24 protein-coding genes and 1 tRNA gene are annotated in these 22535 nt (G+C 68.4%); 13 read left to right on the forward strand and 12 right to left on the reverse strand.

Translation table 11 applies throughout. The features are described 5' to 3' along the window. Positions 1–50: 50 nt before the first annotated feature. From P3X83_RS10545 to P3X83_RS10555, 3 genes are read left to right on the forward strand one after another with little or no spacing between them, the layout of a single operon-like run. Positions 51–629 (forward strand): PadR family transcriptional regulator, encoded by a 579-nt coding sequence (locus tag P3X83_RS10545; protein WP_277304751.1) that lies wholly within the window; start codon positions 51–53, stop codon positions 627–629. Next, the gene (locus P3X83_RS10550; protein WP_277304752.1) at positions 613–1644 is read left to right on the forward strand and encodes an MFS transporter; all 1032 of its coding nucleotides are present in this window, start codon (positions 613–615) and stop codon (positions 1642–1644) included. Before P3X83_RS10545 ends, P3X83_RS10550 begins: the two co-directional genes overlap by 17 nt. Then, the gene (locus tag P3X83_RS10555; protein ID WP_277304847.1) at positions 1634–2131 is read left to right on the forward strand and encodes a hemerythrin domain-containing protein; all 498 of its coding nucleotides are present in this window, start codon (positions 1634–1636) and stop codon (positions 2129–2131) included. Before P3X83_RS10550 ends, P3X83_RS10555 begins: the two co-directional genes overlap by 11 nt. A 96-nt stretch (positions 2132–2227) precedes the next feature. Here P3X83_RS10555 and P3X83_RS10560 read toward each other — a convergent pair whose 3' ends face one another. After that, positions 2228–2659: a hypothetical protein gene (locus tag P3X83_RS10560; protein ID WP_277304753.1), complete on the reverse strand. Its 432-nt coding sequence runs from the start codon at positions 2657–2659 to the stop codon at positions 2228–2230. A gap of 112 nt (positions 2660–2771) precedes the next feature. Further along, positions 2772–3410, reverse strand: coding sequence for a class I SAM-dependent methyltransferase (locus P3X83_RS10565; protein WP_277304754.1), 639 nt, complete (start codon positions 3408–3410; stop codon positions 2772–2774). Between the two features lie 135 nt (positions 3411–3545). On the opposite strand from P3X83_RS10565, the gene P3X83_RS10570 reads away from it, so the two are divergent. Together P3X83_RS10570 and P3X83_RS10575 are read left to right on the forward strand one after the other, a co-directional pair. Continuing rightward, complete coding sequence (locus P3X83_RS10570; protein WP_346742699.1) at positions 3546–4484, forward strand: DUF523 and DUF1722 domain-containing protein; 939 nt, start codon at positions 3546–3548, stop codon at positions 4482–4484. A gap of 29 nt (positions 4485–4513) precedes the next feature. Beyond that, a complete protein-coding gene (locus P3X83_RS10575; RefSeq protein ID WP_277304756.1) occupies positions 4514–4999 on the forward strand; it encodes a TspO/MBR family protein in 486 nt (161 codons plus the stop codon). A gap of 11 nt (positions 5000–5010) precedes the next feature. On the opposite strand, the gene P3X83_RS10580 is transcribed toward P3X83_RS10575, so the two are convergent. Both P3X83_RS10580 and mug read right to left on the reverse strand, forming a co-directional pair. Further along, positions 5011–5301 (reverse strand): hypothetical protein, encoded by a 291-nt coding sequence (locus tag P3X83_RS10580; RefSeq protein ID WP_277304757.1) that lies wholly within the window; start codon positions 5299–5301, stop codon positions 5011–5013. A 158-nt stretch (positions 5302–5459) separates the two neighbouring features. After that, on the reverse strand, positions 5460–5993 hold the full coding sequence (gene mug, locus P3X83_RS10585; protein WP_277304758.1) for a G/U mismatch-specific DNA glycosylase: 534 nt from the start codon (positions 5991–5993) through the stop codon (positions 5460–5462). Between the two features lie 196 nt (positions 5994–6189). Between mug and P3X83_RS10590 the strand changes: the two genes are divergently transcribed. Continuing rightward, the gene (locus P3X83_RS10590; protein ID WP_277304759.1) at positions 6190–7635 is read left to right on the forward strand and encodes a multicopper oxidase family protein; all 1446 of its coding nucleotides are present in this window, start codon (positions 6190–6192) and stop codon (positions 7633–7635) included. A 39-nt stretch (positions 7636–7674) separates the two neighbouring features. Here P3X83_RS10590 and fxlM read toward each other — a convergent pair whose 3' ends face one another. Next, a complete protein-coding gene (gene fxlM, locus P3X83_RS10595) occupies positions 7675–8871 on the reverse strand; it encodes a methyltransferase, FxLD system (RefSeq protein WP_277304760.1) in 1197 nt (398 codons plus the stop codon). 421 nt (positions 8872–9292) lie between these two features. Then, the gene (locus P3X83_RS10600) at positions 9293–9820 is read right to left on the reverse strand and encodes an AAA family ATPase (protein ID WP_277304761.1); all 528 of its coding nucleotides are present in this window, start codon (positions 9818–9820) and stop codon (positions 9293–9295) included. 47 nt (positions 9821–9867) lie between these two features. Between P3X83_RS10600 and P3X83_RS10605 the strand changes: the two genes are divergently transcribed. Both P3X83_RS10605 and P3X83_RS10610 read left to right on the forward strand, forming a co-directional pair. Continuing rightward, positions 9868–10425, forward strand: coding sequence for a SigE family RNA polymerase sigma factor (locus P3X83_RS10605; protein ID WP_277304762.1), 558 nt, complete (start codon positions 9868–9870; stop codon positions 10423–10425). Continuing rightward, a complete protein-coding gene (locus tag P3X83_RS10610) occupies positions 10422–11789 on the forward strand; it encodes a hypothetical protein (RefSeq protein ID WP_277304763.1) in 1368 nt (455 codons plus the stop codon). Before P3X83_RS10605 ends, P3X83_RS10610 begins: the two co-directional genes overlap by 4 nt. Before the next feature lie 9 nt (positions 11790–11798). Here the strand turns inward: P3X83_RS10610 and P3X83_RS10615 are convergent, their stop codons facing one another. After that, positions 11799–12455, reverse strand: coding sequence for a response regulator transcription factor (locus P3X83_RS10615; protein ID WP_277304764.1), 657 nt, complete (start codon positions 12453–12455; stop codon positions 11799–11801). Positions 12456–12457: 2 nt separating this feature from the next. Then, positions 12458–13453 carry a histidine kinase gene (locus P3X83_RS10620; protein ID WP_277304765.1) on the reverse strand — a complete coding sequence of 332 codons (996 nt, stop codon included), beginning with the start codon at positions 13451–13453 and terminating at the stop codon, positions 12458–12460. Positions 13454–13846: 393 nt separating this feature from the next. Between P3X83_RS10620 and P3X83_RS10625 the strand changes: the two genes are divergently transcribed. Both P3X83_RS10625 and P3X83_RS10630 read left to right on the forward strand, forming a co-directional pair. Further along, a tRNA-Arg gene (locus P3X83_RS10625) sits at positions 13847–13919 on the forward strand. Positions 13920–15497: 1578 nt separating this feature from the next. Beyond that, positions 15498–16448 (forward strand): tetratricopeptide repeat protein, encoded by a 951-nt coding sequence (locus tag P3X83_RS10630; protein ID WP_277304766.1) that lies wholly within the window; start codon positions 15498–15500, stop codon positions 16446–16448. Between the two features lie 259 nt (positions 16449–16707). Here P3X83_RS10630 and P3X83_RS10635 read toward each other — a convergent pair whose 3' ends face one another. From P3X83_RS10635 to P3X83_RS10645, 3 genes are all read right to left on the reverse strand, one after another. After that, entirely contained in the window at positions 16708–17787 is a 1080-nt protein-coding gene (locus tag P3X83_RS10635; RefSeq protein ID WP_277304767.1) for a ParB/Srx family N-terminal domain-containing protein, read from the reverse strand. 273 nt (positions 17788–18060) lie between these two features. Then, positions 18061–18831: a transposase family protein gene (locus P3X83_RS10640; protein WP_277304768.1), complete on the reverse strand. Its 771-nt coding sequence runs from the start codon at positions 18829–18831 to the stop codon at positions 18061–18063. A 302-nt stretch (positions 18832–19133) separates the two neighbouring features. Next, the gene (locus P3X83_RS10645; RefSeq protein WP_277304769.1) at positions 19134–19496 is read right to left on the reverse strand and encodes a nuclear transport factor 2 family protein; all 363 of its coding nucleotides are present in this window, start codon (positions 19494–19496) and stop codon (positions 19134–19136) included. 131 nt (positions 19497–19627) lie between these two features. On the opposite strand from P3X83_RS10645, the gene P3X83_RS10650 reads away from it, so the two are divergent. Further along, the gene (locus tag P3X83_RS10650) at positions 19628–19978 is read left to right on the forward strand and encodes an Imm8 family immunity protein (protein ID WP_277304770.1); all 351 of its coding nucleotides are present in this window, start codon (positions 19628–19630) and stop codon (positions 19976–19978) included. Positions 19979–20011: 33 nt separating this feature from the next. Next, on the forward strand, positions 20012–20704 hold the full coding sequence (locus P3X83_RS10655; protein WP_277304771.1) for a hypothetical protein: 693 nt from the start codon (positions 20012–20014) through the stop codon (positions 20702–20704). Between the two features lie 74 nt (positions 20705–20778). Here P3X83_RS10655 and P3X83_RS10660 read toward each other — a convergent pair whose 3' ends face one another. Continuing rightward, positions 20779–21405, reverse strand: a complete 627-nt coding sequence (locus P3X83_RS10660; RefSeq protein ID WP_277304772.1) for a DUF4352 domain-containing protein — start codon at positions 21403–21405, stop codon at positions 20779–20781. A 293-nt stretch (positions 21406–21698) separates the two neighbouring features. Between P3X83_RS10660 and P3X83_RS10665 the strand changes: the two genes are divergently transcribed. Next, complete coding sequence (locus P3X83_RS10665) at positions 21699–22310, forward strand: YciI family protein (RefSeq protein WP_277304773.1); 612 nt, start codon at positions 21699–21701, stop codon at positions 22308–22310. Positions 22311–22535 lie beyond the last annotated feature (225 nt).

A 22535-nucleotide genomic window follows, 5' to 3' on the forward strand; every position in this document is an offset into this window, starting at 1 on the left:
ATCGATGGCCGGGGTTGCCCTTGGAGGACTACTCTTGCAAGACTAGTCCTGTGTCGTCAATTCGAATCTTCATCCTGGGCTCGCTCGCGAGGCGTGGGCCGATGCATGGGCATCAGTTGCGGTTGTTGGCGGAGGAGGAGCATCTCGATCTGTGGACCGACATCACCATTGGAGGGCTCTATGGGGCGCTCAAGCGTCTCGACGCGGAGGGGCTGATCGAGGAGGTGCGGACGGAGCAGGTCGGGCTGTATCCGCAGCGGAAGGTCTGGAGGATCACCGATGACGGGGCGCATACGCTGTCGGCGCTGCGGCTGAGTGGGTTGCGGGAGATCGTTCTGAAACCCGATCCATTCGACCTCATCCTCACCCGGCTCGGGCCGGAGCATCTGGATGATCTGCCGGCCGTCATCGATGCTCGGGTCACGTCGCTGAAGGCGATGCTCACCGAGTACGAGACGCTCATGCGGGCGATCTCCCGCTACCTCTCCGTGGCCGAGTCGCTCGCCATGGAGCACCGGGTGGTCCGCCTGCGGGCGGAGGTCGACTGGCATGAGGGGCTGGCGGGGCGGCTGGCCGAGGTGATCGTTGACGAGAAGGCGCGGAGGGGGACCCATGACCGAGCCGAGTGAGTTACGGTCGGCGCCGCGCTCCGCCCGGCTCGCGCTGGCCGTCCTGTTGACGGGCGCGCTCATGGCGCTGCTGGACACCACTATCGTCGATGTCGCACTGCCCGCGATGTACACCGGGCTGGGGGCGTCGGGGTCCACGTTGTCGTGGGTGTTCTCCGGCTACCTGCTCGCGTACGGTCTCGCGCTGGTCCCGGCGGGGCGCGTCGGAGATCGGTACGGGCACCGGCCGGTCTTTCTCGCGGGGCTGATCCTGTTCACGGCCGCCAGTACGGCCTGCGCGCTCGCCCAGGACGACCTGCAGCTCATCCTCGCCCGTGCCGTCCAGGGGCTCGCGGCCGGGATCTTCTACACCGCCATCACCGCGCTCATCCAGCTGATGTTCCCCGGAGAGCTCCGCGGCCGGGCTTTCGCCGTCATGGGGGCGACCATCGGCGTCTCCACCGCTCTGGGGCCGCTCGCGGGCGGTCTCATCAGCGAGCACTTCGGCGCACGGGACGGCTGGCGCTACATCTTCGGCGTCAACCTGCCGATCGGCGTTCTCGCCGTCATCGCAGCGTTGTGGCTGCTTCCTCCTGTTCCACGGAACGAGCGGCGCGTCCGCACGGACTGGATCGGGTTCGTCCTGCTCACCACCGGCCTGGTGAGCATGCTCGTCCCGCTCATCCAGGGGCAGGAGCGGGGCTGGCCGCTGTGGTCGTACCTGCTGATGCTCTCCAGCCCGCCGGTGCTCGTCTGCTTCGCCCTGTGGGAGCGCCGGGTGGCCGGGCGCGGCGGTGAACCCCTGGTTCCGCCGCGGCTTTTCAGGAGCCGGGCCTTCACCGGCGGTGTCGTGCCGGCTCTGGTCTACTTCGCCGCGTTCACCGGCATCCTGGTCGTACCGCTGTTGGCCGGCGGTGTCGGCAGCGGGCTCTTCATCCCGCCCAACATGGTCGTCAGCGTCGCGTTCGTGATCGTCGCCTTCGCGCTCGTGCTCGCGCTGCCCGAGCGGAGCCGGAGTGACCACCATGTTCCGTGATCGGGTCTTCGCCTGGCACCTTGAGCTGCAGAATGTGCATCATCGGCTGGAGAAGGCGCTGGAGGACGCTCGGAAGGCGATTCGTTCCGGGTTGCGGGCCCAGGCGCTGAATGGCGAACTGCTCGCCTTCTGCTACACGTTCTGTTCCGCGCTGGGGAGCCATCACCGCAGTGAGGACGCCGAATTCTTTCCGGCGTTGCTGAAGCGGATGCCGGAGCTGGAGCCCGAGATCGCGCGGTTGAGGCGTGAGCATCAGATTCTCGCGCGGCTGCTCGCCGAGTTTCAGCGGAGCCTGGAGTCGCCGGAAGCGACGCCGCAGGAGCTGTTTCTGCAGATCAACAATATCAAGGCCAACATGAAGGCCCATTTCGGCTATGAGGAAGGTGCGCTTGGGCGGGCGCTGCACGCGCTCGACGCGCCGGCGAGCGCGAAGGGCCGGATGTTCGGCGGCTTTTCGTCGGCTGGGCCCGATGACGCCAAGGCGTAGCGGTCATGGCTCATGCACCCGCCCCGGCCGACCTGGTGCGGTCGGCGGGGGCCTCGGCCGTGCGGGCGATTTCCCATCAGGTCGGCCGCGTCCTGCTCAGGTGGTGAATACGTTGCTGTTGCATCGGTTGCCGTTGTACGACATCCGGATGAAGACCTTGAGTCCTTCCGCCAGGTTCAGGTCACGGGTCTTGGACTCCTGGTCCGTTGTCGCGTCGGCGATTAGAATGTTCCCATTGGGAGTGAGCCGGTAGAGCGTGACGTTCACCCATCTGGGGGCGAAATCATTCTTCACGGTGAGGACCTCGCCGTAGGCCCGGAACCGCGCAGTCAGCGTCGCCGGTAGTCCCGTCCAATAGCCTCTGACCTCGCCGGAGGAGCCGCCCGCGTCACCGTCGTTCTGCTCGAACTCGTTGGCGCAGTCCCAGGCGAGTCTCGTGGTCTGTGATGACGTCGCGGCGGTGGCGGGCGACGAGGCCAGCATGACGGCGAACATCGTTACGGCGGCACCGGAGAGCTTCTTCAGCATGACCATCCCATGATCTTGAGTCGCTTTCGGGTGCCACACTTTACGGACGCGCGATTTCGGTTCTCTTAATTTTCCAACGCCGGCCGATCCGAAAACGCCGCGCCAGGCAGTTCTACCCCTTGCGCATTAGGAGGTGACCCCGGCGGAAGCGTTCGTCTTCCAGGGGCTCGCGCAGCATCCGGGCGAGCTCGGTGAAGCCCGCCTCGCGGGCGAGTTCGGCGAGTTCGTCGATGGGCCAGCGGTAGGCGGTGGTCACCCGGTGATCGAAGGCCACGACGGGGCCGCCCTCCGATTCGAAGAAGCCGAGCAGGAGATGTCCGCCGGGGGCCAGTACGCGCTGGAACTCGGTGAAGTACGACGGCAGCTCCTGCGGCGGCGTGTGGATCACGGAGTACCACGACACCAGCCCGGCCAGTTCGCCGTCGGCCAGGTCCAGGGCGTCCATCGAGCCGACGTGGAAGCGCAGGTCGGGGTAGGCCGCGCGGGCGAGGTCGATCATCGTGGGGGACAGGTCCATGCCGTGGGCGTCCAGGCCGAGGTCGCGCAGGTGCGCCGTCATGTAGCCGGGGCCGCAGCCGACCTCCGCGACGGGGCCGCCGCCGGTCGTCCGCACGATGTCGGCGAACGAGGCGACCATGGCGCGGTCGAGGGGCAGGCGGTCGAGCGAGCCGTTGACGAACTCTTCGTAGATGACGGCGATCGCGTCGTAGGCTTGCGCCGTTTCGGCTAGGTAGGTGGGGGCATGGGTCATGGCGGATGACTGTATCCCGTTCAGAACGGCCACCGGCACGGGTCCACGCGATGCGCGCGGTAGTTTGGAGGTATGACAGCGCGTGATGACCATCGGTCAGGGTAGTGGTGACGGGTGGGCTACGGCAGGCCGCGGGTGGCGACGTCGAGTTGCCTGTTGGGGGAGCCGGTACGGCACAACGGCAATCACAGTCGTGACCGGTTCCTCACGGATGCGCTGACGCCGTTCGTGGATTGGGTCCAGATCTGTCCGGAGATGGAGATCGGGCTGGGGACGCCTCGCGAGTCGTTGCGGCTGGAGCGGTCGCCGGAGGGGCCGCGGCTGATGACGCGGCGGAGCCATCGCGATCTGACGTCCGAGATGACCGCGCTGGCGGCGGAACGCATCGCCGGCCTGAACCTCACCGAGGTCGACGGGTATGTGTTCAAGGCGAAGAGCCCAAGCTGTGGCATTCACGGCATTCCGCTCTACGTGGGAGACAACGCAGTGGACCGGCGGCAGCGCGGCCTGTTCGCCGACGCCGTCATCCGCGCGTACCCGGGGCTTCCCGTCGAGGACGAGGGGCGGCTGCGCGATCCGGTACTGCGCGAGGCGTTCGTGGAGCGGGTGTTCGCGCACGCCCGGCTGCGGGAGCTGCTGCGGCGGGAGCCCCGCCCGCGTGACCTGGTGGAATTCCACTCCCGGCACAAGATGCAGCTCCTGGCCCACTCCCCGGACGGCTACCGTGAGGCCGGACGGCTGGTCGCCCAGTCGGGCGGGCCCGACCGTCCCGGCGTGCTGGACGCCTACGGCGCGGCGTTCCGCGCGGCGCTGGCCGTACGGGCGTCGGTGGGCCGGAACGTCAACGTCCTGCAGCACTGCCTGGGCATGGTGAGCGACCGGCTCGACCCGGTGCGCCGCGCCGACCTGGCCGAGGTCATCGACGCCTACGGGGCCCACGAGGTGCCGCTCAGCGTGCCGCTGGCGCTGCTGCGCCACCACGCGAGGGGCGAGGCGGCGACCTACGTCAGGGAGCAGACCTACTTCGCGCCTTACCCAGAGGAACTCGGGCTGCGCCACCACATTCCCGCCTGACCCCATCCACATCGGGCAGGACACGCACTATGAGAGCACGCGGCAAACGAACCACGAAGAAGACATTCCTCCTCACCGCCCTCGCTACCGGCGCCGCCGCGCTCGCGGGCTCCCTGGGGACCACCCCGCGCACCGCCTGGTACCAGGGGCTGCGCAAGCCGTCCTGGCAGCCGCCGAGCCGGGCGTTCCCGCTGGTGTGGACCCCGTTGTACGGGCTCATCGCCTACGGCGGGGCCCGTGCCCTGGACGGCGCCCGCGACGCCGAACGCGCCGGGCTCGCCCGCGCCCTGGCGGCCAATCTGGTACTGAACGCGGCCTGGCCCGCGCTGTTCTTCCGCGCCCGTTCGCCCCGGCTGGCCCTGGCCGAGATCACCCTGCTCAACGCGTCGAACGCGGCGCTGGTGCGCCGGGCCGCCCGATCCGATCGGACGGCGGGCGCGCTCCTGCTCCCCTACGCCGCGTGGACCGCCTTCGCCACCGCGCTCAACGCCTCCATCGCCCGCCGCAACGCGTAGCGCGCGTGCGCTCAGTTGCGTCCGCACCCGGGCATGGCCCCGTCGTCGGCGAGACGGCTGGCGGCGGTGAGGAAGGCGGACCAGTCGAGCGGGTCGGCCTCGTCGTCGATCCGGTCGAGCAGTTCGTTGAGCGAGGCGGAGCCGAGGCGGGCCTCGACGACCACCAGGGAGGCGACGATCCTGCGGCCCCGTGGGGTGTCGGTGGCGCGCAGCAGGGCCAGGGCGCGCGTGTACGCGCTGTCGCCTGGCGCCGCGCGCGTCGTGTAGATGACGCCGCCGATGTCGATCCGCCCGACGGGCACGCCGACCCCCTTTCCGGGGGTCTCTACCAAGGATCGCACGCGAGGCGATTGGCTAGCATCTGGGCATGACGGACCAGGGGACGCCGAGCATCGGCAGGGTCAAGTTCGCGGTCTGCCGTCGTATCCACTGGTTTCACATCTGACGGCGAACGCGGCGCTCAGCCGAGTGATTCGCGCAGCGCGCGGAACTCCTCGGCGAGCGCGGGCAGTGTGTAGTGCGCGTTGAGCCCGCTCGGGTTGGGCAGGATCCATAGCCGGGCCGGGCCCGCCGTGTGCTCGGTGGGGCCGATGCGGGCCTTGGGCCTGCCGTACGCGGTCCGGTAGGCCGTCACGCCGACCACGGCGATCACCTGCAGCCGGGCCTCGTCCGCCAGGCGGGCGAGGCGGGCCGGGGCCTGCCGCAGTTCGTCGGCCGTCAGCTCGACGGCCTTGGCGGTGGCGCGCGGGGCCAGGTTGGTGATGCCGAGGCCGTAGGACGGCAGCAGGTGCTGCTCCGCCGGGTGCAGCCGCCTCGGCGTGAAGCCGGACAGGTGCAGCGCGGGCCAGAACCGGTTGCCGGGGCGGGCGAAATGCCATCCGGTGGCGGCGGAGTACAGGCCGGGGTTGATGCCGCAGAACATGACACGGGTGCCGGACCCGATCACGTCGTCGAGCGTGCGCTCTCGCGCCGCCGCCAGATCCGCCGCCTTCACCGACTCATGCTACGCGTTCCACGCGGCGGCGCGGATTCGGTACAGCGGCGCGGGTTAGGTGCGGGGACGGTGTCCAAAGCTCAATGTGTTCGCCAATGATTGCCGTGCCGTCCGGGTCGCAATTTCCGGGCATGGCCTGGACAGGCAGAGTATGCGCCGGAAGCTCCGTGCGCTCGGCCGTCTCATTGGGGAACAGATGCTCAACCGGCGAAACATGCTCGCGCTCGGCGGACTCACCGGCGCGTCGATACTGCTCCCCCCCGACGCCGCCGTCGCCGCCCTCGCACCCGATGGGGACCCTGCCCGGCGGCGGCGCGGCTCGCGCCCCGACGACCGGGTGCATGTCCCGCCGTTCTCGGTGGAGATGCCGCTGCCGCCGGTCGCGCGGCCCGTCGCGGTACGGCGGGACGCCGACGTCTACCGGATCCGGATCAGGAATGCGCGCGTCGAGGTCGTCCCGAGGCTGCTGACGCCGGTGATGTCGTTCGGCGGCGGCTTCGTCGGCCCCACGATCATGGCCAGGACGGGCCGCAAGGTGATCGTGAAGTACCGCAACGAGCTGGACGAACCGGCCAACGTGCACGTGCACGGCCTGCACGTGCCGGCGAGCAGCGACGGCCATCCGATGGACGTGATCCAGCCCGGCGGCGTGCGCGAGTACGTCTATCCGAACGGCCAGCAGGGCGCCACGCTCTGGTACCACGACCACAGCCACCACACCGAGGCCCAGCACGTCTACGCGGGCCTGCACGGGTTCTACCTGATCCACGACCCGTCGGAGCGGCGGTACGGCCTGCCCTCCGGACGCTACGACGTGCCCATCATGATCAGGGACGCGCTGATCACGCCGACCGGCAAGCTGGCCTACGACGTGCCGGACACCCGCAACATGCTGCTCGCCAACGGACGGCCGCAGCCGTACTTCCGGGTGGCCGCGAGGAAGTACCGGTTTCGGCTGCTCAACGGCACCACGCACCGCCTGTTCCGGCTGAACCTGGGCGGCGTGCCGATGATCCAGATCGGCTCGGACGGCGGGCTGCTGCCCGCACCGCAGGAGATGCGCGAGCTGCTGATCAGCTCGGGCGAGCGCGCCGACGTGGTGGTGGACTTCGGACGGTTCCGCCCGGGACGCCGGGTGGTCATGTACGACACGAGCGGCGCGGTGATGTGCTTCGACGTGGTGCATCGGGTGGAGGACCCCAGCCGCGTCCCGGACGAACTGCGCCCGCTGCCGGACCTGCCGGAGCCGACGGTCACCCGCGATGTCGTCTTCGACCTCCAGTTGACCCCGCCGCAGCCCAAGTACCTGATGAACGACCAGGTGTTCGACCACGACCGGGTGGACTTCAGGGTCCGGCGCGGGACCACGGAGATCTGGCGGATCCACAACGCCGACGTCGAGCTGGGTGGCATCAACCACACGTTCCACCTGCACCTGGAGCAGTTTCGGGTGCTGGACAGAGACGGCGCGGCGCCGTGGCCGAGCGACCGGGGGCGCAAGGACACGATCTACGTTCCGCCGGGGCAGTCGGCCCGGGTGAAGGTCCGGTTCACCGAGTATTTGGGCAAGTACGTGTACCACTGCCACTTCCTGGACCATTCCTCGCTCGGCATGATGGCCCAGCTTGAGGTCGTGCCTTGAGGTCGTGCCTTGAGGTCGTGCCTTGAGACCGGGGCTCGGTCACGGCCAGGTGATCGCCAGCGTGGTGTGGCGCTTCTCGATCACCGGCGTGCGCGGGGCCGTCGAGACCGCGGAGGGCGCCGGGTAGGCGTCGATGTGCAGGGTGTCGGTCATCGGGCGTCCGGCGGCGCGCCAGGCGCGCGCGTGCTCGGCCAGCTCGTCCGCCAGCCGCCTGCCGTCCGCGCCGTAGCCCTGGGCGACCACCTCGCCCCGGTCGGTGGTGAGGACCGCGAGGCTGCGGCCGTCCAGGATGCCCAGCGAGGGGGAGACGCCGTGCAGTTCGAGCGGGCTGGACGGCAGACGGGTGCCCGACGTCTCGGAAAGGGTGCACCAGCGCGACTCGTGGACGGCGAGCCACAGGGTGAACCCGTCGAACAGCGGCCCCGGGTCGGACGGCAGGCCGGTGCCGACCGCGCGGGCGGCGATCGGGCCGTCCAGGGCGGTGAGCACGCCGTCCGCGTCCCGGCCGTCGGGCAGGAAGACCATCAGGCCGGTCTTCGGGTCGAGCACCTCGTAGCGCTCCGGTCCGGCGGACGGGCCGCGCATCCGCATGAACCCGCACGAAACGGCGGACACGCTGCGCCAGCGCCGTGACGTCTGGCGGGGGGCGCGCTCCAGCGCCACCGACCGCTGCACGCCGTACAGGTCGAGGGGGACGACGAGCCGGCCGTCCGGGGCGAGCTGCTCCAGCCAGGCGGGCGCGAGGTCCCACGCGCCGACGGTCGCGATGATCCGGTCGTACGGCGCGCCCGCCGCGAACCCCTCCGCGCCGTCCGTCGCCACCACGTTCACGCCGGTGAACCCGGCGTTCGCCAGGTGGGTGCGGGCCCCCGCGACCAGGTCGGGATCGATGTCCACGCTGACCACCTCGCCCTCCGGCCCGGTGAGCGTGGCCAGCAGCGCCGCGTTGAAGCCCGTCCCCGCGCCGATCTCCAGCACGCGGTCGCCCGGCCGCACGCCGAGCTGGCCGAGCATGGCGGCCATGATCGTCGGCTGGGAGGAGGAACTGGTGGGCAGGCCGTCCGGGGCGCGCTTGGTCACGATGGCCTCGTCGCGGTACGCCTCGTCGACCGGCGTCTCCGGCAGGAACATGTGTCGCGGAACCTTGAGGAACGCCTCCGCCACCGCGTCGTCCACGGAGGTGCGCCGCCGGATCTCCGCGAGGAGCGCCTCACGCATCCCACTCGTCACGGCCATGTCCATCCTCATGTCAATGGTTCCCCGGCCGGGGCCGGGGTTTCCGACCACGATGCCGCAGAGCGCCGGTGACCGCCAGAGCGATCCTGGAGAGACACCCAGCCGAGACGTCGAGACGCCCAGCAGAACACCCGGCCGAGACGCCCAGCAGAACACCCGGCCGAGACACCCAGCCGAGACACCCAGCCCCGAGTCCCCCCTCGCGGGACCCGGGGCCTCGGTCACCCGGAGAGCAGTGTTTCGGCCTCCTCGTGCAGAGCCCACGTCAGGAGAAGCTCCAGACGGGTCTCCGCGTCGAGGAGGTCGCTCGCGAGGTGGTGCATCGCGGGCCTCCCATAGGGCAGGCATCCCTCGCCGGAAAGACGTCCGGCCAGGGTCAACGGTTGACCGCGCATTACAGAGAGGTCACCGAATCGCGGACTTATGGGGAGGGCGTCGTCTTCTTCAGGATCTCGGCCACGGTCTCGTCCGGCGTCTGGGCCGAGGTGTCCAGCCAGAGCCCGAGCCGAGGGGTCTCCTCGCGCAGCACGCGGTCGAGCGTCCGGACGGTCCACTCGTCGTACGCGTCCTTGCCCCGGCCCGCTTCGCGCTCGGCCACCGCCGTCACGCTCGGGGCCAGCACGACCACGTGCAGCGGCCTGCCGTCGATCGCGGCCACCATGGCGGGCAGGTGCTCGCCGAGGATCACGTCCTGCACGACCACGTCGAAGCCCGCGCGGAAGTAGGCGTTCGCCGTCTCGGCGGTCAGCCGGTGGCGCAGCCGCAGTTGCGCGACGGCCTCGGCCGACGGGTCCGGCGTCATGTCGGCGCGGCCGTTCACCACCATCCGGCGGAACAGGTCACCCCGGATATGGACGGACTTGGGCAGGGCATCGGATCCGGCCAGCAGTTCCGCGACGGTTGACTTACCGGACGCCTGGATCCCGGTGATGAGGAAAATCGATGGCACGCCCCATTGTGCACATCGCACCTGTTTGCAACAGAAAGGGGTCCGTGGTGCGTCCACATTATGTGGAATTCGAGCAGTTCGTGCGCGCACGCGGCGGCGCGCTGTACCGATATGGCTTCGTGCTGACCGGTAACGCCGACGACGCGGACGACCTCGTGCAGGAGGCGCTGTTACGGCTGGAGGGAGCGTGGGCGCGGGTGCGTAAGAAAGACGATCCCGAAGGTTACGTGCGCACGATCATGGCCCGCCAGCACGTGAGCTGGTGGCGCCGCACCCGAAGGGAGGACCTGACCAGCGAGGTCCCCGAGGTGGGATACCGGGACCTCCGGTTCGAACGGGTAGAGGAGAGCGCCGGCTCGGCGCTGTGGCAGGAACTGCGGGCACTCCCCAGGAAGCAGCGGACGGTTCTCGTGCTGCGCTACTACCAGGACCTCTCCGACGACGAGATCGCCGCCACCCTCGGCATCTCCGCCGGGACGGTCCGCAGCCAGGCGTCCCGGGCCCTGTCCAAACTGCGGGTGCGCCGGCCGAGCAGAGCCGCGTTCCTCAGCGACATCACCTGCGGTGACATCGCCGGCGTGAGCGACACCGGGAGCCGATCATGAGAGAGCACATCGAACGGGACCTCACCGAACGGGACCTCACCGAACTCCTGACCGTGATGGCCGACCGGGCCCCGGTGCCCGACGGCGACCTGGTGACGCTGGTGCGCGAACGCGGTGAGAGCCGTACGCGCCGCCGCAGGCGGGCCCTCGCCGCGCTGGCCGCGGTCATGGCCGTGACCGCGATCGTCGGCGGCGGCACGGCGCTCAGCGGGCGGCTCTTCCCCCACGGGGGCGGCGAAGAGCGCGCGGCGGCGATCGCCGCCAGGCCGGGAACCGGCGACGGCACGGCCTCCGGCTTCCGCGGCCAGGCGACCTCCGAGGTCGCGCTGCGGCCCGGACTCCCCGCTCAGGCCGCCGTCCCGGTCGCGGCCGACGTGTGGCCCGAGGCGGTCAGCACGATTCCGGCGATGGCGGCCGACGGGTGGAGATATCGCCCGGTCACCGCGCTCAGCCCGACGGAGATCCTGCTCAGCGCCGAGTCCGACTTCGAGAAGGCCGGACGCCTGGAGATCTATGACACCGCGTCGAGCCGTACGACCATCCTCGGTGAGATGAGCGCCCCCGCCGGGATCCCCGGCTACTACGCCCAGGCCGTCGACATCGGGCCCACCCACTTCGCCTGGTGGGGCACCACCCCCAACGACGACACCGCCTGGGCCGACATCTGGGTGATGCCCCGGGAAGGCGGCGAGGCCACCCGGGTCACTCTGGTGAAGGGCGCGAGCGCCGGAATCGTACGGATCGGGTCGAACGCGGAACACGTCTTCTGGTCCACTGAGGGCGGCGACCTCTACCGCGTGCCGATCACCGGAGGCGAGCCGGAAAGGGTCCCCAGCGGTGACGGACTCATCATCTACTCCTGGCCGTGGGCGCACCGCGACGGCGAGACCCTCGTCAACCTGGAGACCGGCGAGGTCCGCGTGCCGCGCCTCACGACCGGGCTGACCTCGCTGCGCTGCGGCCTGGAGTGGTGCGCGGGCGAGGACACCGCCGGGAACTTCACCTCGCTCCGTCCGGACGGCACCGGCCGTCAGGACCTCGGCGGCGTCCTGCGGCCCGGCACGCTGGCGAGCCAAGTCGGCTACGCCGGGGACATCTACGGCAGGTTCGCCCAGGTCGGGTACGGCGGCAGCGCGATCTACGACATGGCCACCGGGAAACTCGCGTACCTGGGCCCTGCGGGGAAGATGGGCAGGATGGGCGCGGCACGCGGCGTCTCGTCCGCGGTCACCGCGATCTACTACTGGACGGTCGAGCCGCCCGCACCCGCCCCCTGTGACACCATGGCCACGGCCCGCTGCCAGAGCGGGAAGTGGGACAGCGCCAAGCTCATCGACGTCCTCAACCTGAAGGCCATCAGATGATGTCCTTCTTCAGGAGGAGTCAAGGTCTCCGTAGTAGATCGCGGCCTGCACCCGGCTGCGCAGCCCGAGTTTGTTCAGCACCCGGCTGACGTGCGTCTTGGTCGTCGCCTCCGCCATGTCCAGCTCGCGTGCTATCTCCGCGTTGGACAGGCCGCGCCCGACGCACGCCAGCACCTCCCGTTCGCGCGGCGTCAGCGACTCCAGCCCGGTCTGCTTGGGGGGTTCGGGTTCGTGCGCCGGCGCCGCGCGCGGGTCGGAGAACGACGAGATCAACCGCCGCGTCACCGAGGGCGAGAGGATGCCGTCGCCCCTGGCCACCAGGCGCACCGCCGAGACCAGCGACTCCGCGTCGGTGTTCTTGAGCAGGAACCCCGCCGCCCCGGCGCGGAGCGCGCCGAACACGTACTCGTCCACGTCGAACGTGGTCAGGATCAGCACGTCGGCGGTCCCGCTCAGCTCGCGGGTCGCCGAGATCCCGTCGAGCCTGGGCATCCTGATGTCCATCAGGACCACGTCGGGGCGTAGCTCCCTGGCCATGGCGACGGCCCGCTCGCCGTCCGCGGCCTCGCCGACGACCTCGATCTCCGGCGCTCCGCCCAGGATGAGCACCAGCCCGGCCCGCACGGCGGCATGATCGTCGGCCACCAGCACCCGGATCTTCTCCACCCTCAACCTTCCGCACCGAAGAGCAGCGCCGCGCGTCCACTGCCGGCCCCGACCGGCAGTTCCGCCCGCACCCTCCACCCTTTCGCCGTCCACTCACCATCGCCGCGGCCTTCGCAGGTGTACGGCCCGGCCTCGAACTCCCCGCCCACGAGCGCCGCGCGCTCCCGCATCCCGATCAGCCCGGCCCCTGCCCCCGGCAACCGTCTGCCGCCTTCGTCCCTGGCGACCGGATTCTCCACCAGGACGGTCACACCGTCCCCGTGGGCCGCGTACTCGATCGCGACGGTCGCGCTGCCGTCGCCGTACTTGAGCGCGTTCGTGAGCGACTCCTGCACGATCCGGTACCCGGCGAGATCGACGGAGGCGGGCAGTTCGCGTGCCGTACCGGCCACCCGTAGCCGCACGTCCACACCCGCCTGCCGCGCGCGCTCCACCAGATGCGCCGCGTCCGCGAGCCGCCGCTTGGTCGCCTCCACCTGCTCACCGGGGGCCCGCCCGCCCTCCTGCCGCAACAGCTCGATCATGGAGCGCATCTCGGCCATGCCCTGGACGCTGTTCTCCCTGATCGTCTCCATGACCTTCAGGACGGCCTGCCGGTCCAGGTCACGGCGGGACAGCACGGCCGTGGACTGGATCGCGATCGCGCTGAAATGGTTCGCGATCATGTCGTGCAGTTCCCTGGCCATCCGGGTCCGCTCGCCGTTCACCGCCGCGTGCCGATCCAGCTCCGCCAGCCGCGCCATCTGCTCCGCCCGCGCCCGCTCCGCCACCGCCTGATCCCGGTGCTGCCGCAGGATGACCGCCGTGAACACCGGCGTGGTCAGCACCAGCCCGGCCTGCACCACCCCGACCGCCAGCCACCGCCAGTCACTGAGCATCACCCCGGCGATCGCCCCGGCCACCACCGCCAGCACACACGTGATCCCGACCATCCACTTCGTCAACCACCGCGGCCCGTAGAGCGTGGCCGCGTACAGGTTGTCAGTGAACACGAGCACGGTCGCCAGCGTGGGCCCGATCAGCAGATCCGCACAGACCCCCACCACACCGAGCCCAAGGCAGACCAACGGCGCCCGCCGCCGCAACGCGACCCCGGCACACACCAACACCAACGGCCCGACCAACGCCCACGTCGGCGTCCCAGGCTTCCCACCCCACCCCACGAACGCCCCAGCGGCCACCAACACCAGCCCACCGGCGAACACCACCACGGCGACCGCTAGATCCCGCCTCATCCCTCCATCCCACCACCTCCCCACCCAAGCCCCCTCCCCAAGCCGACCGAACCCTCACCTACATCCAACGATGTACCTCCCACCCACCCCAAACCTCGCCCGGCTACACCACCAGCGCACAGATGGTAGAGTCGTCACGTCGCCAGCAGGCGGCAAGCGGCCGTAGCTCAATGGATAGAGCATCTGACTACGGATCAGAAGGTTGGGGTTTCGAGTACCTCCGGCCGCGCATCACAGCCCCTGTCAGCGGAAACTCTGGCGGGGGCTTCTTCATGTGCCTGGCATGGCGCTTCCCAAGCATCTGATTCGCGCGCTAAGCAAGATCATTCAACGGATGCCGTGCGCACTGCCCGACCCCCCGCGAAGCGATTCCGATCTCCATGGACGACGAGACCTGCCCCAATCATGTGGCGTGCCCACGGAGCACCATCGGGAGGCAGCGTGATGGCGCCCTCCCCGATCCGCCTGGACCCGCGGCTGACCAATGACGCGAACCTGCTGTTGTGGCGGGACTTCCATTGCATGTCAAGGAGACCCATTCCGTCACGACCGCGGGTAATCGGTTCCGTTCGTTGCGGCGGTTCTACGACTGGCTGGTCTCCGAGGAGGACATCGACCTGGACAAGTCGCCGATGAGGGGCGTCCTCCCTGTCCCGGGCCTCGGCCGCGCCGTGTGGCGTGGTCAGAGGGGGAGGTGGGACAGGAAGGACTTTGACAGTGCGTTACACTCCGTCACTAGTCGCATACGGTCAGTCTTTGGTTGCCGCTGCCGCCTATGTGCAGAGCACCTCGATGAGCACAGGGATGCTGCCGACGACGGTGATGGTTATCAGTTGACCCAAAGCTGATATCTGGCGGCTACGGGCCAGTTTTCAGGCACATACCTGCACTCGTGAGGGTGGATGGATTGGCGTCCGTCCCGGTGGCATGCGTTCAGACCTGACAGGGTGCCGGGATAGGCCCCCTGGTAACTCCACCCTGCGGCGATGTTGGAGGGGGTGGTGATCGGCGCCGCGGCGGCGGGTGCCGAGCCCAGCAGGGCGGGGCCGGCGGCGAGGGCGAGACCTCGTTTCCAGGTAGACATGAGCTCTCCGATCGCTTGCCAGGTCACACCGTTCTCACCGCGCGCTTACCGCGACCTCACCGCACGCTCACCGGCTCAGGAGCACCCCATCCGGGTGGGGGCGATCGTGCCAGGGCGTGTCGCCCACTTCGACGCTCAGCCCGCCCCATACGCCGTGCTCCTCCCCAGTGCGTCAGCGGCTCCGGCACGTGGGTGTACCTCTCGGTAGTGGTCACCTGGGCGTGGTCGAGGATTGCCTGCATGATGCTGGGGGCTGGGCAGTGAGTCACGCTGCCGGCGACGCGGCCCGAACCGTCGCTCCCATCGACGGCGAGGAACCGCGAGCCCGGCCCTTCAGCTTGAGGGCCGAGAAGCCGACCGCTCGGGCGATGATCCGATGGACTTGAGAACCGTCTCGACGAAAGACCAGTTTCCAGCATGGTCGTGTAGACATGGTCCAAGTGCTCGGGCGCGAGCTTGTCGAGGCGGTGCGCCGAGAAGTGGGACGATCCAGTTGGGGTTTTTCGAGCGGTAGTCGTCGAGCGTGCGGGGTGCTATCTTGTCCGACGCCGTCAGCCGTTCACAGATCATGTCGAGATAATCGGACATCCATTCGGTGACCGTGGGCGCACAGCCGGGCTTGCTGACGGACCTGGTTTCGCGCTGTTTCTCCAACGCGGCGACTCTGATGGATCAACTACGTACTATGACGCCCAACGATCTAGGGAATTTCGGAGAGCAGCTTTGGGGAATTTACGAGAGCGCCATCAGAAGACGGCGGTCGAACTGGGGAACCTGCTCGCTGAGCAGGGGGATATGGACGGGGCGCGCGCCGCCTATCAGCAGGCCATTGACTCCGGTCATCCCGATCATGCGCCGATGGCGGCGGGCGAACTGGGGGCGTTGCTGCAGTATATGGGGGATGTGGACGGGGCGCGCGCCGCCTATCAGCAGGCCATTGACTCCGGTCATCCCGACGAGGCATCGAAGGCGGCGTACAACCTGGGAGTGTTGCTCAGGCATCAGGGGGATGCGGACGGCGCGCGCGCCGCCTATCAGCAGGCCATTGACTCCGGTCACCCCGATCACGCGCCGATGGCAATGGTCAACCTGGGGGTGTTGCTCAGGAATCAGGGGGATGTGGACGGGGCGCGCGCCGCTTATCAGCGGGGCATCGACTCTGGTCATCCCGAGCAGGCGCTGATGGCGGCGTTCAATCTGGGGAACTTGCTCGCTGAGCAGGGGGATGTGGACGGCGCGTGCGCCGCCTATCAGCGGAGCATCGACTCTGGTCATCCCGAGCAGGCGCCGATGGCGGCGTACAACCTGGGGAACTTGCTCGCTGAGCAGGGGGATGTGGACGGCGCGTGCGCCGCCTATCAGCAGGTCATCGACTCTGGTCATTCCGAGCAGGCGCCGATGGCGGCGGTCGAGCTGGGGGCGTTGCTCGACGAGCAGGGGGATGTGGACGGCGCGCGCGCCGCCTATCAGCGGGCCATCGACTCTGGTCATCCCGAGCAGGCGCCGATGGCGGCGTACAACCTGGGGGTGTTGCTCGACGAGCAGGGGGATGTGGACGGCGCGCGCGCCGCCTATCAGCAGGTCATCGACTCCGATCACGAGGTCGCTGCGGCCCACGCTCAGCATGCCCTTGAGAACCTCTCCGATCCCCCAACGCCCTCCTCGAACCCATGATCTGTATCTGACCGGTTGCTTCGCAGCCGGCGGACCGCCGAGCCCGTCGCGGCCCAGGTGGAACCGATATCCATTCCTGGCCTTCACCTACTGCACCTATCTGGGCGTCAGGCAGGTGATCATAACTTGGACTTGCTCCCGCGCAGGGGTGGCGTCTCGGGCGACGAGACCTGTGTGGACGTTCATGGTCTTCTGGCGCTTGCTGATCGGGCTGTCGCGTGTGGTCGCGCGACAGCCCGTACGTACCGTTGGGGAGGCGTCAGTTCAGGTTGTGCAGGCGCTTGTACTCCAGTGTGTATGCGAGTTTGCCGGGCTTGGCGTCGGAGTATGGCTTGCTCAGTTTGTCGAACTCGCCTTTGTCGGGGGCCTTGCCGTCGTTCCACTGGTTCAGGGCGCCCAACTGGGCGGCGGTGAAGCCGTTGTCGATGATGGTGGGCTTGGGCAGGGCGGTCATCGCTTCGGTCAGTGCTCTGACGGTGGCCAGGTAGTTGGCGTGGTCGTTCTGGTTCCAGGTGGTCAGGTCGATGGGCTTGGCGTCGCGGACCCAACTGCCCCAGTAGAACTCCTGGAAGGGCAGGCCGTTCTGTGCGTAGCCGATGTCGCGGCTGAAGTAGAGCAGGCTGCGGTATTTGTCATCGGTGAAATTGGCCAGGCCCACGCTGGTTGGCAGTTTGTTCACGGTGACCGGCTTGCCGTTGGGGGCGCGCAGCCATACCCACTTGTTGGCCCGCATCTCATTCCAGAACTTCTTGCGGGTGAGGGTGCTCAGGTTGGCCTGCACCCTGAGGCGCACGTGCATGCGCGCGCCGCCGTCTGGGGTTTCGAAGAAGGAGGTGAGGGTGTGGTGGCCGTCGGTGAGGAACGGTTCGCCGCCGGGGCCGATGACGACGGCCTTCATGGCGGCGATGCTGTCCGGCGTCTCCGCGCCGACCGGGAGTTCGCACGTGAATGAGGAGGGGGCGTCCAGGCGCGCGCCGGGCGACACGGACGCGGCCGCGCCCCGGCCGTCCGTTTCGCACCAGTCGTCGAACTTCTTGTTGATCGTGTCCTTGCCGAGGGTGTAGCGGCCGAGCTTGTAGTACACCTCGTCGTGCCCGAGCGACGGCTGGGTCGGGTGCACGTCGCCGATGCGGACGTCGAGCAGGTCACCGGGCTTGGCGCACAGGTACCGCGCGAACGGCGTGCTGCGGTTGTCGTGCTGGCAGAAGGGCGGCCGGGTGCCCGGCGCACCGGGTGCGGCGGCGAGCGCGGTCGGCGCCAGGGCGGCACTGGTACCGAGGATGACGGCGATGGCCGTCCCGAGCGTCGAGGCCAGGCGGTACGGAGAACTGATGCGCATAAAACGTGCTCCTCATCGGCAATGCGTACATCGACGGCGAGAGTGCCTGTAATCAACCAACACAGGAGATCACGACTGCGACATCCAGGAGAACCAGGGGCGAATATCGGTTATTTTCGGCGAATGACGGGGGGACGGGCTTCCAAATTCCGTCGCAGCGAACGGATCTGAACGACAGCGGAGATCATTCGGGGGGCCGCGCCGGTGAGCAGGGTGATACCGACCACGATGAAGGCGTCGTGGACGCTCACGGTCTCGATCAGTGAACCCTTTTCATCCTCTGGCGAGCTCGTAGTTCTGGAGGACGGCGATCGCCTTGCATATCCGTCCGGCCTTGTGCGGGCAGCAGCGCAGCTTGCGAAGGATGCGCCAGGTCTTGAGCTGCGCGTTCGCGCGTTCGCCGGGGCCGCGTAGACGGGCGTGAGCACGATTGGCCTGCTTTTGCGACTCGGGCTTGTTCTTGCCCTTGTACGGCGTGACGATCGGCTCCTCGGCGCCCTGGTAGCCCTTGTCGGCCAGGGTGAGGATGCCGGCTCGCTCCAGCGCTCGCTGGATCCCCCAGATGCGGGCGGCGGTCAGGTCGTGGCTCCTGCCGGGCAAACTCCCGGAAGTCCAGATGATCGTGCCGTCCGGGGAGGCGATGACCTGGATGTTCATGCCGTGCACCCGGTGCTTGCCGGAGAAGAACGGCCGGTCTGCCCTGACCCGGTCGGTGTGGATGAGCATGCCGTCCAGCACCAGGTAGTGCAGTCCCGCCTGCCCTGCCTTGCGTAATGCATGGCCGAGCCTGGGTGCGCGAGCCTTCAGCAGGGTGACGGTCTCTTGTACGTATCGCCAGGCTGTGGCCACCGATATCCCGAACCCGGCGCTCAGCTCGGCGAACGTCTCGCCTTTGCGTAGGTGGGCCAGGACGAGCAGGGCTTGGCGGCCGGGGTTGAGGCGCCGCCAGATCGAGCCGATCGTCTTGCGGTGTCGCCGGATGATCCCGGCCAGGTAGGTCAGCGTTGAGCGCGACAAATCGACCGCAGCACGGTAGAACAGCATTCGAGGCCCCTGGTGTCGGCGGATGGATTGTGGTGATCAACCCGTCTACCAGGGGTTTCTCTATGCGGTCAGGCGAACGACCGCCTCGCGATCATGCTGTGACCTGCAAGCTTCCAGCCGAGGATGAAAAGGGCTCAGTGATTGGACGGCCAGGGGCGAGAGGAACTGGCCGAGGAAGATGCCGGCGGTGAGTCCGCTGAGGACGCGGCCACGCCGGTCGGGTGGGGCGAGTTCGGACAGGCCGCGGGATGACGTTGGGGACGGCGAGGGACATGCCAGATCTCGGATAGGCGCCGCCAGTCCTATACCGCGTAGACGGGGGCGAGGTCGACGAATATCCGGTAGTCGGAGATCAGGCCGTCGTCGCGGGTGCGCCAGATCGACACGGCCACGACGCTGACGTCCTTGCCGTCGAGCCGCCGGTAGGTCACCTCGGTCTCGGCGATGGTGTCGGCGCCCACCTGCCAGTTCCTGACGACTCGGTGCCGCAGGCCGCCGATGGTGGAGAAGAACGCCCGTATCCCGGCGGCGATGGCCGCACGTCCTGCCAGCGGCTCGGCGTTGCCGAACACCAGCCTGGCGTCCTCGGCCAGTAACCGCGCGAACTCGTCAGCGTCGAACGAGTCCACCGACCGGAAGACGTGACGCACCGCATCGTCGGTCATACTCTCCCCTTCTTGTACGGCCGGGATCACTGGTGGGGACGATACGTGGCGGGGGACGGCGTACAACTATCCCAATGGTGGGGATCTTGTCCCCTGACGCGGCCCCCGGCCGTTCACGCGATCATGGGGCGGTGAGAGCGCGCATAGACTCCTTCCGCTGGGTCGATCTTGAGGACGGGCGGAAGGCCCACGATCCGGCCCATGCCAATGAACTCCTGGAGATGTACATCGGCCTCCAGGGCGAGGCGGGTGTCGAGCGTTTTCAGCTCTCCGTCTGCACCCCGTCGGCGCTCGCGGAACAGCTCAGCCCGCACTCCTTTCTCATCGGCCGGCACTGGCTATTCGTCGCCGAGCTTCATCCCGACAAGGTGACCGCGTGGTTGAGCGATCGCATCGCCGTACTGGAGGCTCCGACGTGGGATGAGCTGGCAGGGAAGATCGGCCGGATCGGGGAATGGGAGTTCGAGGACTACGTGCACTGAGACGGCGGAACGGGTTCGGGTTCGGCCTGCTCGGTGCGGGGGCTGATACCAGATTTGTTACGTTCCACCGCGCTGGTGATTACGCCGTGGGACGGCACCTACATTGCAGGCATGGCCAGGCGGAAACGGATGCTCCGACCGGTGTCCCAGTCTGTTCCCTCGGCCGGCGAGGTGGCGGAGAGCACTTCGGCGGCGGTGTCCAATTCGCACATCGTGATTCCCGCCGTGGCGACCGTCGTCAGCGCATTGATCACGGGGGTTTTCGCGCTGCTGGCCGTCCACGCGGCCAATGGAGCGGATCCATTGGCGGGGCCCACCATCGTGATCCAGGAGAACGGTGAACGACTGGACCGCGGCGGCTCTGATGAGCAGGCTCAGGGGGTGGCGAGCGGCCGGGCGGTCGCTACCGTCACGGTGACGCGGACGGTGTACGCGAGCCCAGCCGCGACGCCGAGGTTGCTCCCGGAGCTGCGGGACAGGTTGAACCGGCTGGACCGGGAGGAGCGGAGGGAACTGTCGGAGTATCTCAACCGGCTGGAGCGATCGGACGAGCTGCCTTCGGAGCGGAATGACATCGAAGGGTCGGCTGCGGAAACCGGCCCGTCTGGGGTCTACATCTACGGGCTGATCGCGCTCGTCTTCGCCGGGCTGACCGGCGGATGGTTCATCCGCTGGCGGGTCGCCCGCGACACGCGGCGCCCGCGCCCGGCCCGGAGCCGCTCCTGACGAGGAGGGCGACGCCGGGCTACGAGTTCATCGCCGTCATCGCGGGGCCGCGCTTCGGAATGTCCGTGCTGTCGCTAGTCGAGCCGCCATTCGCCTTTCTGGTCTCCGAACGTCATGCCGAACTGGAGTTTCCCGGGCTTTGATTCGCGGGGGACATCGAACACGACGATGCCCTTACGGAAGTCGCCTTTGGAGATCGTGACCGATCCCCCGAAGGAGACGCCCTCTTCGACGTCGGCGAACGTCGGGGTGTGCTGCTGACCTTCGGTGTCGATCAGTTCGGTGCTGATGAACGGGGAGCCGGTGTATACCTCCTGGCCGACGTTCTTGAGCGTGAGTTCGACGGCGACGTACCGGGCTCCGTCCTTGGGCTGGAGAAACCGGTTGTTCGGGGTCGCGGCGTCGATGATGCGATTGACGGTGACGGCCACCACGGCATCGCGGCGAAATCCCTTGACGATGAGGGTCTCGCCGACCTTGGCGACCCGGTTCTCTTCGTCTTCTTCCGCAGGTGGCTGTGTCGCAGGTGGCTGTGTCGCGGGCGGTTCCGCCGATGGCGGTGGTGCCAATGTCGCCGGGTTCGCCTTGTCGGGGATCAGGCGGACGCGCTCGTCGGTGGTGCCGGTGGAGGAACTGCCGATGGCGGCGATGGTCGCGACGCATCCGCCGAGTATCAGGATCGGGATGCCGATGGCGAGCATGACGATCAGGCCGGTGTTGCTGCGTCGCGGCGGCGGCGGAGGCGCGGGGTAGCCGAAGCCCGGCTGGGGGCCGTGTCCTGGCGGTAAGTGGCCATAGGGCTGCGGGTGCTGGCCGTAAGGGGGGTGCTGTGGGCCCTGTGGGGGATACGTCACGAGTTCTCCAGGAATTTGAGCGGCGCGTGGGAGACGCGTGGCGTGGACCTCTGGATTACTTCATGAGCGTGTCAGATGGCCTTCGCTGCTAAATGTCAGGTGATGGGAAGTTTTGAGCAGATGCATGCCTAGCATCCGGAATGATAGAAATTCTCGGCATGGAGTTCTTCTGTTATCACCGCGATCGGGTGGATTCGGCGGCGTTGCGTGATGAGCTGATTGAGGAGCACTGGTCCTATATGGACAGATACGCGGCGGAGCTGATCGCGCGGGGGCCGACCTTCGTCCGGGGGACCGAGACGGCGAGCGGCAGTGTGCACATCGTCGACCTGCCTGATCTCGCCACGGCTCGGGCGTTCGTCTTCGACGAGCCCAACTACCAGGCCGGGATCTACCGGGATGTGCTGTTGCGGCGCTGGCGCAACGTGCTCGGCCGCACCATGTGGGACTTTCCCGGCGGGCGGGAAGGCGGGAACCGGTATCTGGTGCTCGGGCTCGGGTCCGGACCGGCCGTGGACCTTGTCCCGCCACCCGGTCATGAAGGTCATGAAGGTCATGAAGGTCGTGAAGGTCATGAAGGTCGTGACGGGCTGATCGCGTACGGCCCGCTGCTCTCGGACGACGGCACACGCTGGCTGGGGACGGCGCTGCTGATCCGCGCGACGGATCCGGAAGCCGCACGGACCGTCCTGACGGTGGATCGGTACGCCGACATCGAGGTGCACGACTGGGAGTTCGGCGGGCGACGGTAAGAGCGGGCGAAGGGCCATGGGCAGACGGCCGGGCGATCCTCGGGGGCGTGGCGGCGGTTCGTGGGGGCCGCCCCAGGCCGTGGCGTCGTGGAGCGATCCAAGGGATGGCCGAAAGATCCGACAACGGCACTACCTCTTTTCTCGTCAGCCTCAGTGGCCACTGGCTACGCTGATCTTCGAATTTCCATACATGAGGATTTTTCAGGACTCAGGTAGTCGCCACCC

The organism is Spongiactinospora sp. TRM90649 (genome assembly GCF_029382225.1).
Lineage (GTDB): Bacteria > Actinomycetota > Actinomycetes > Streptosporangiales > Streptosporangiaceae > Spongiactinospora.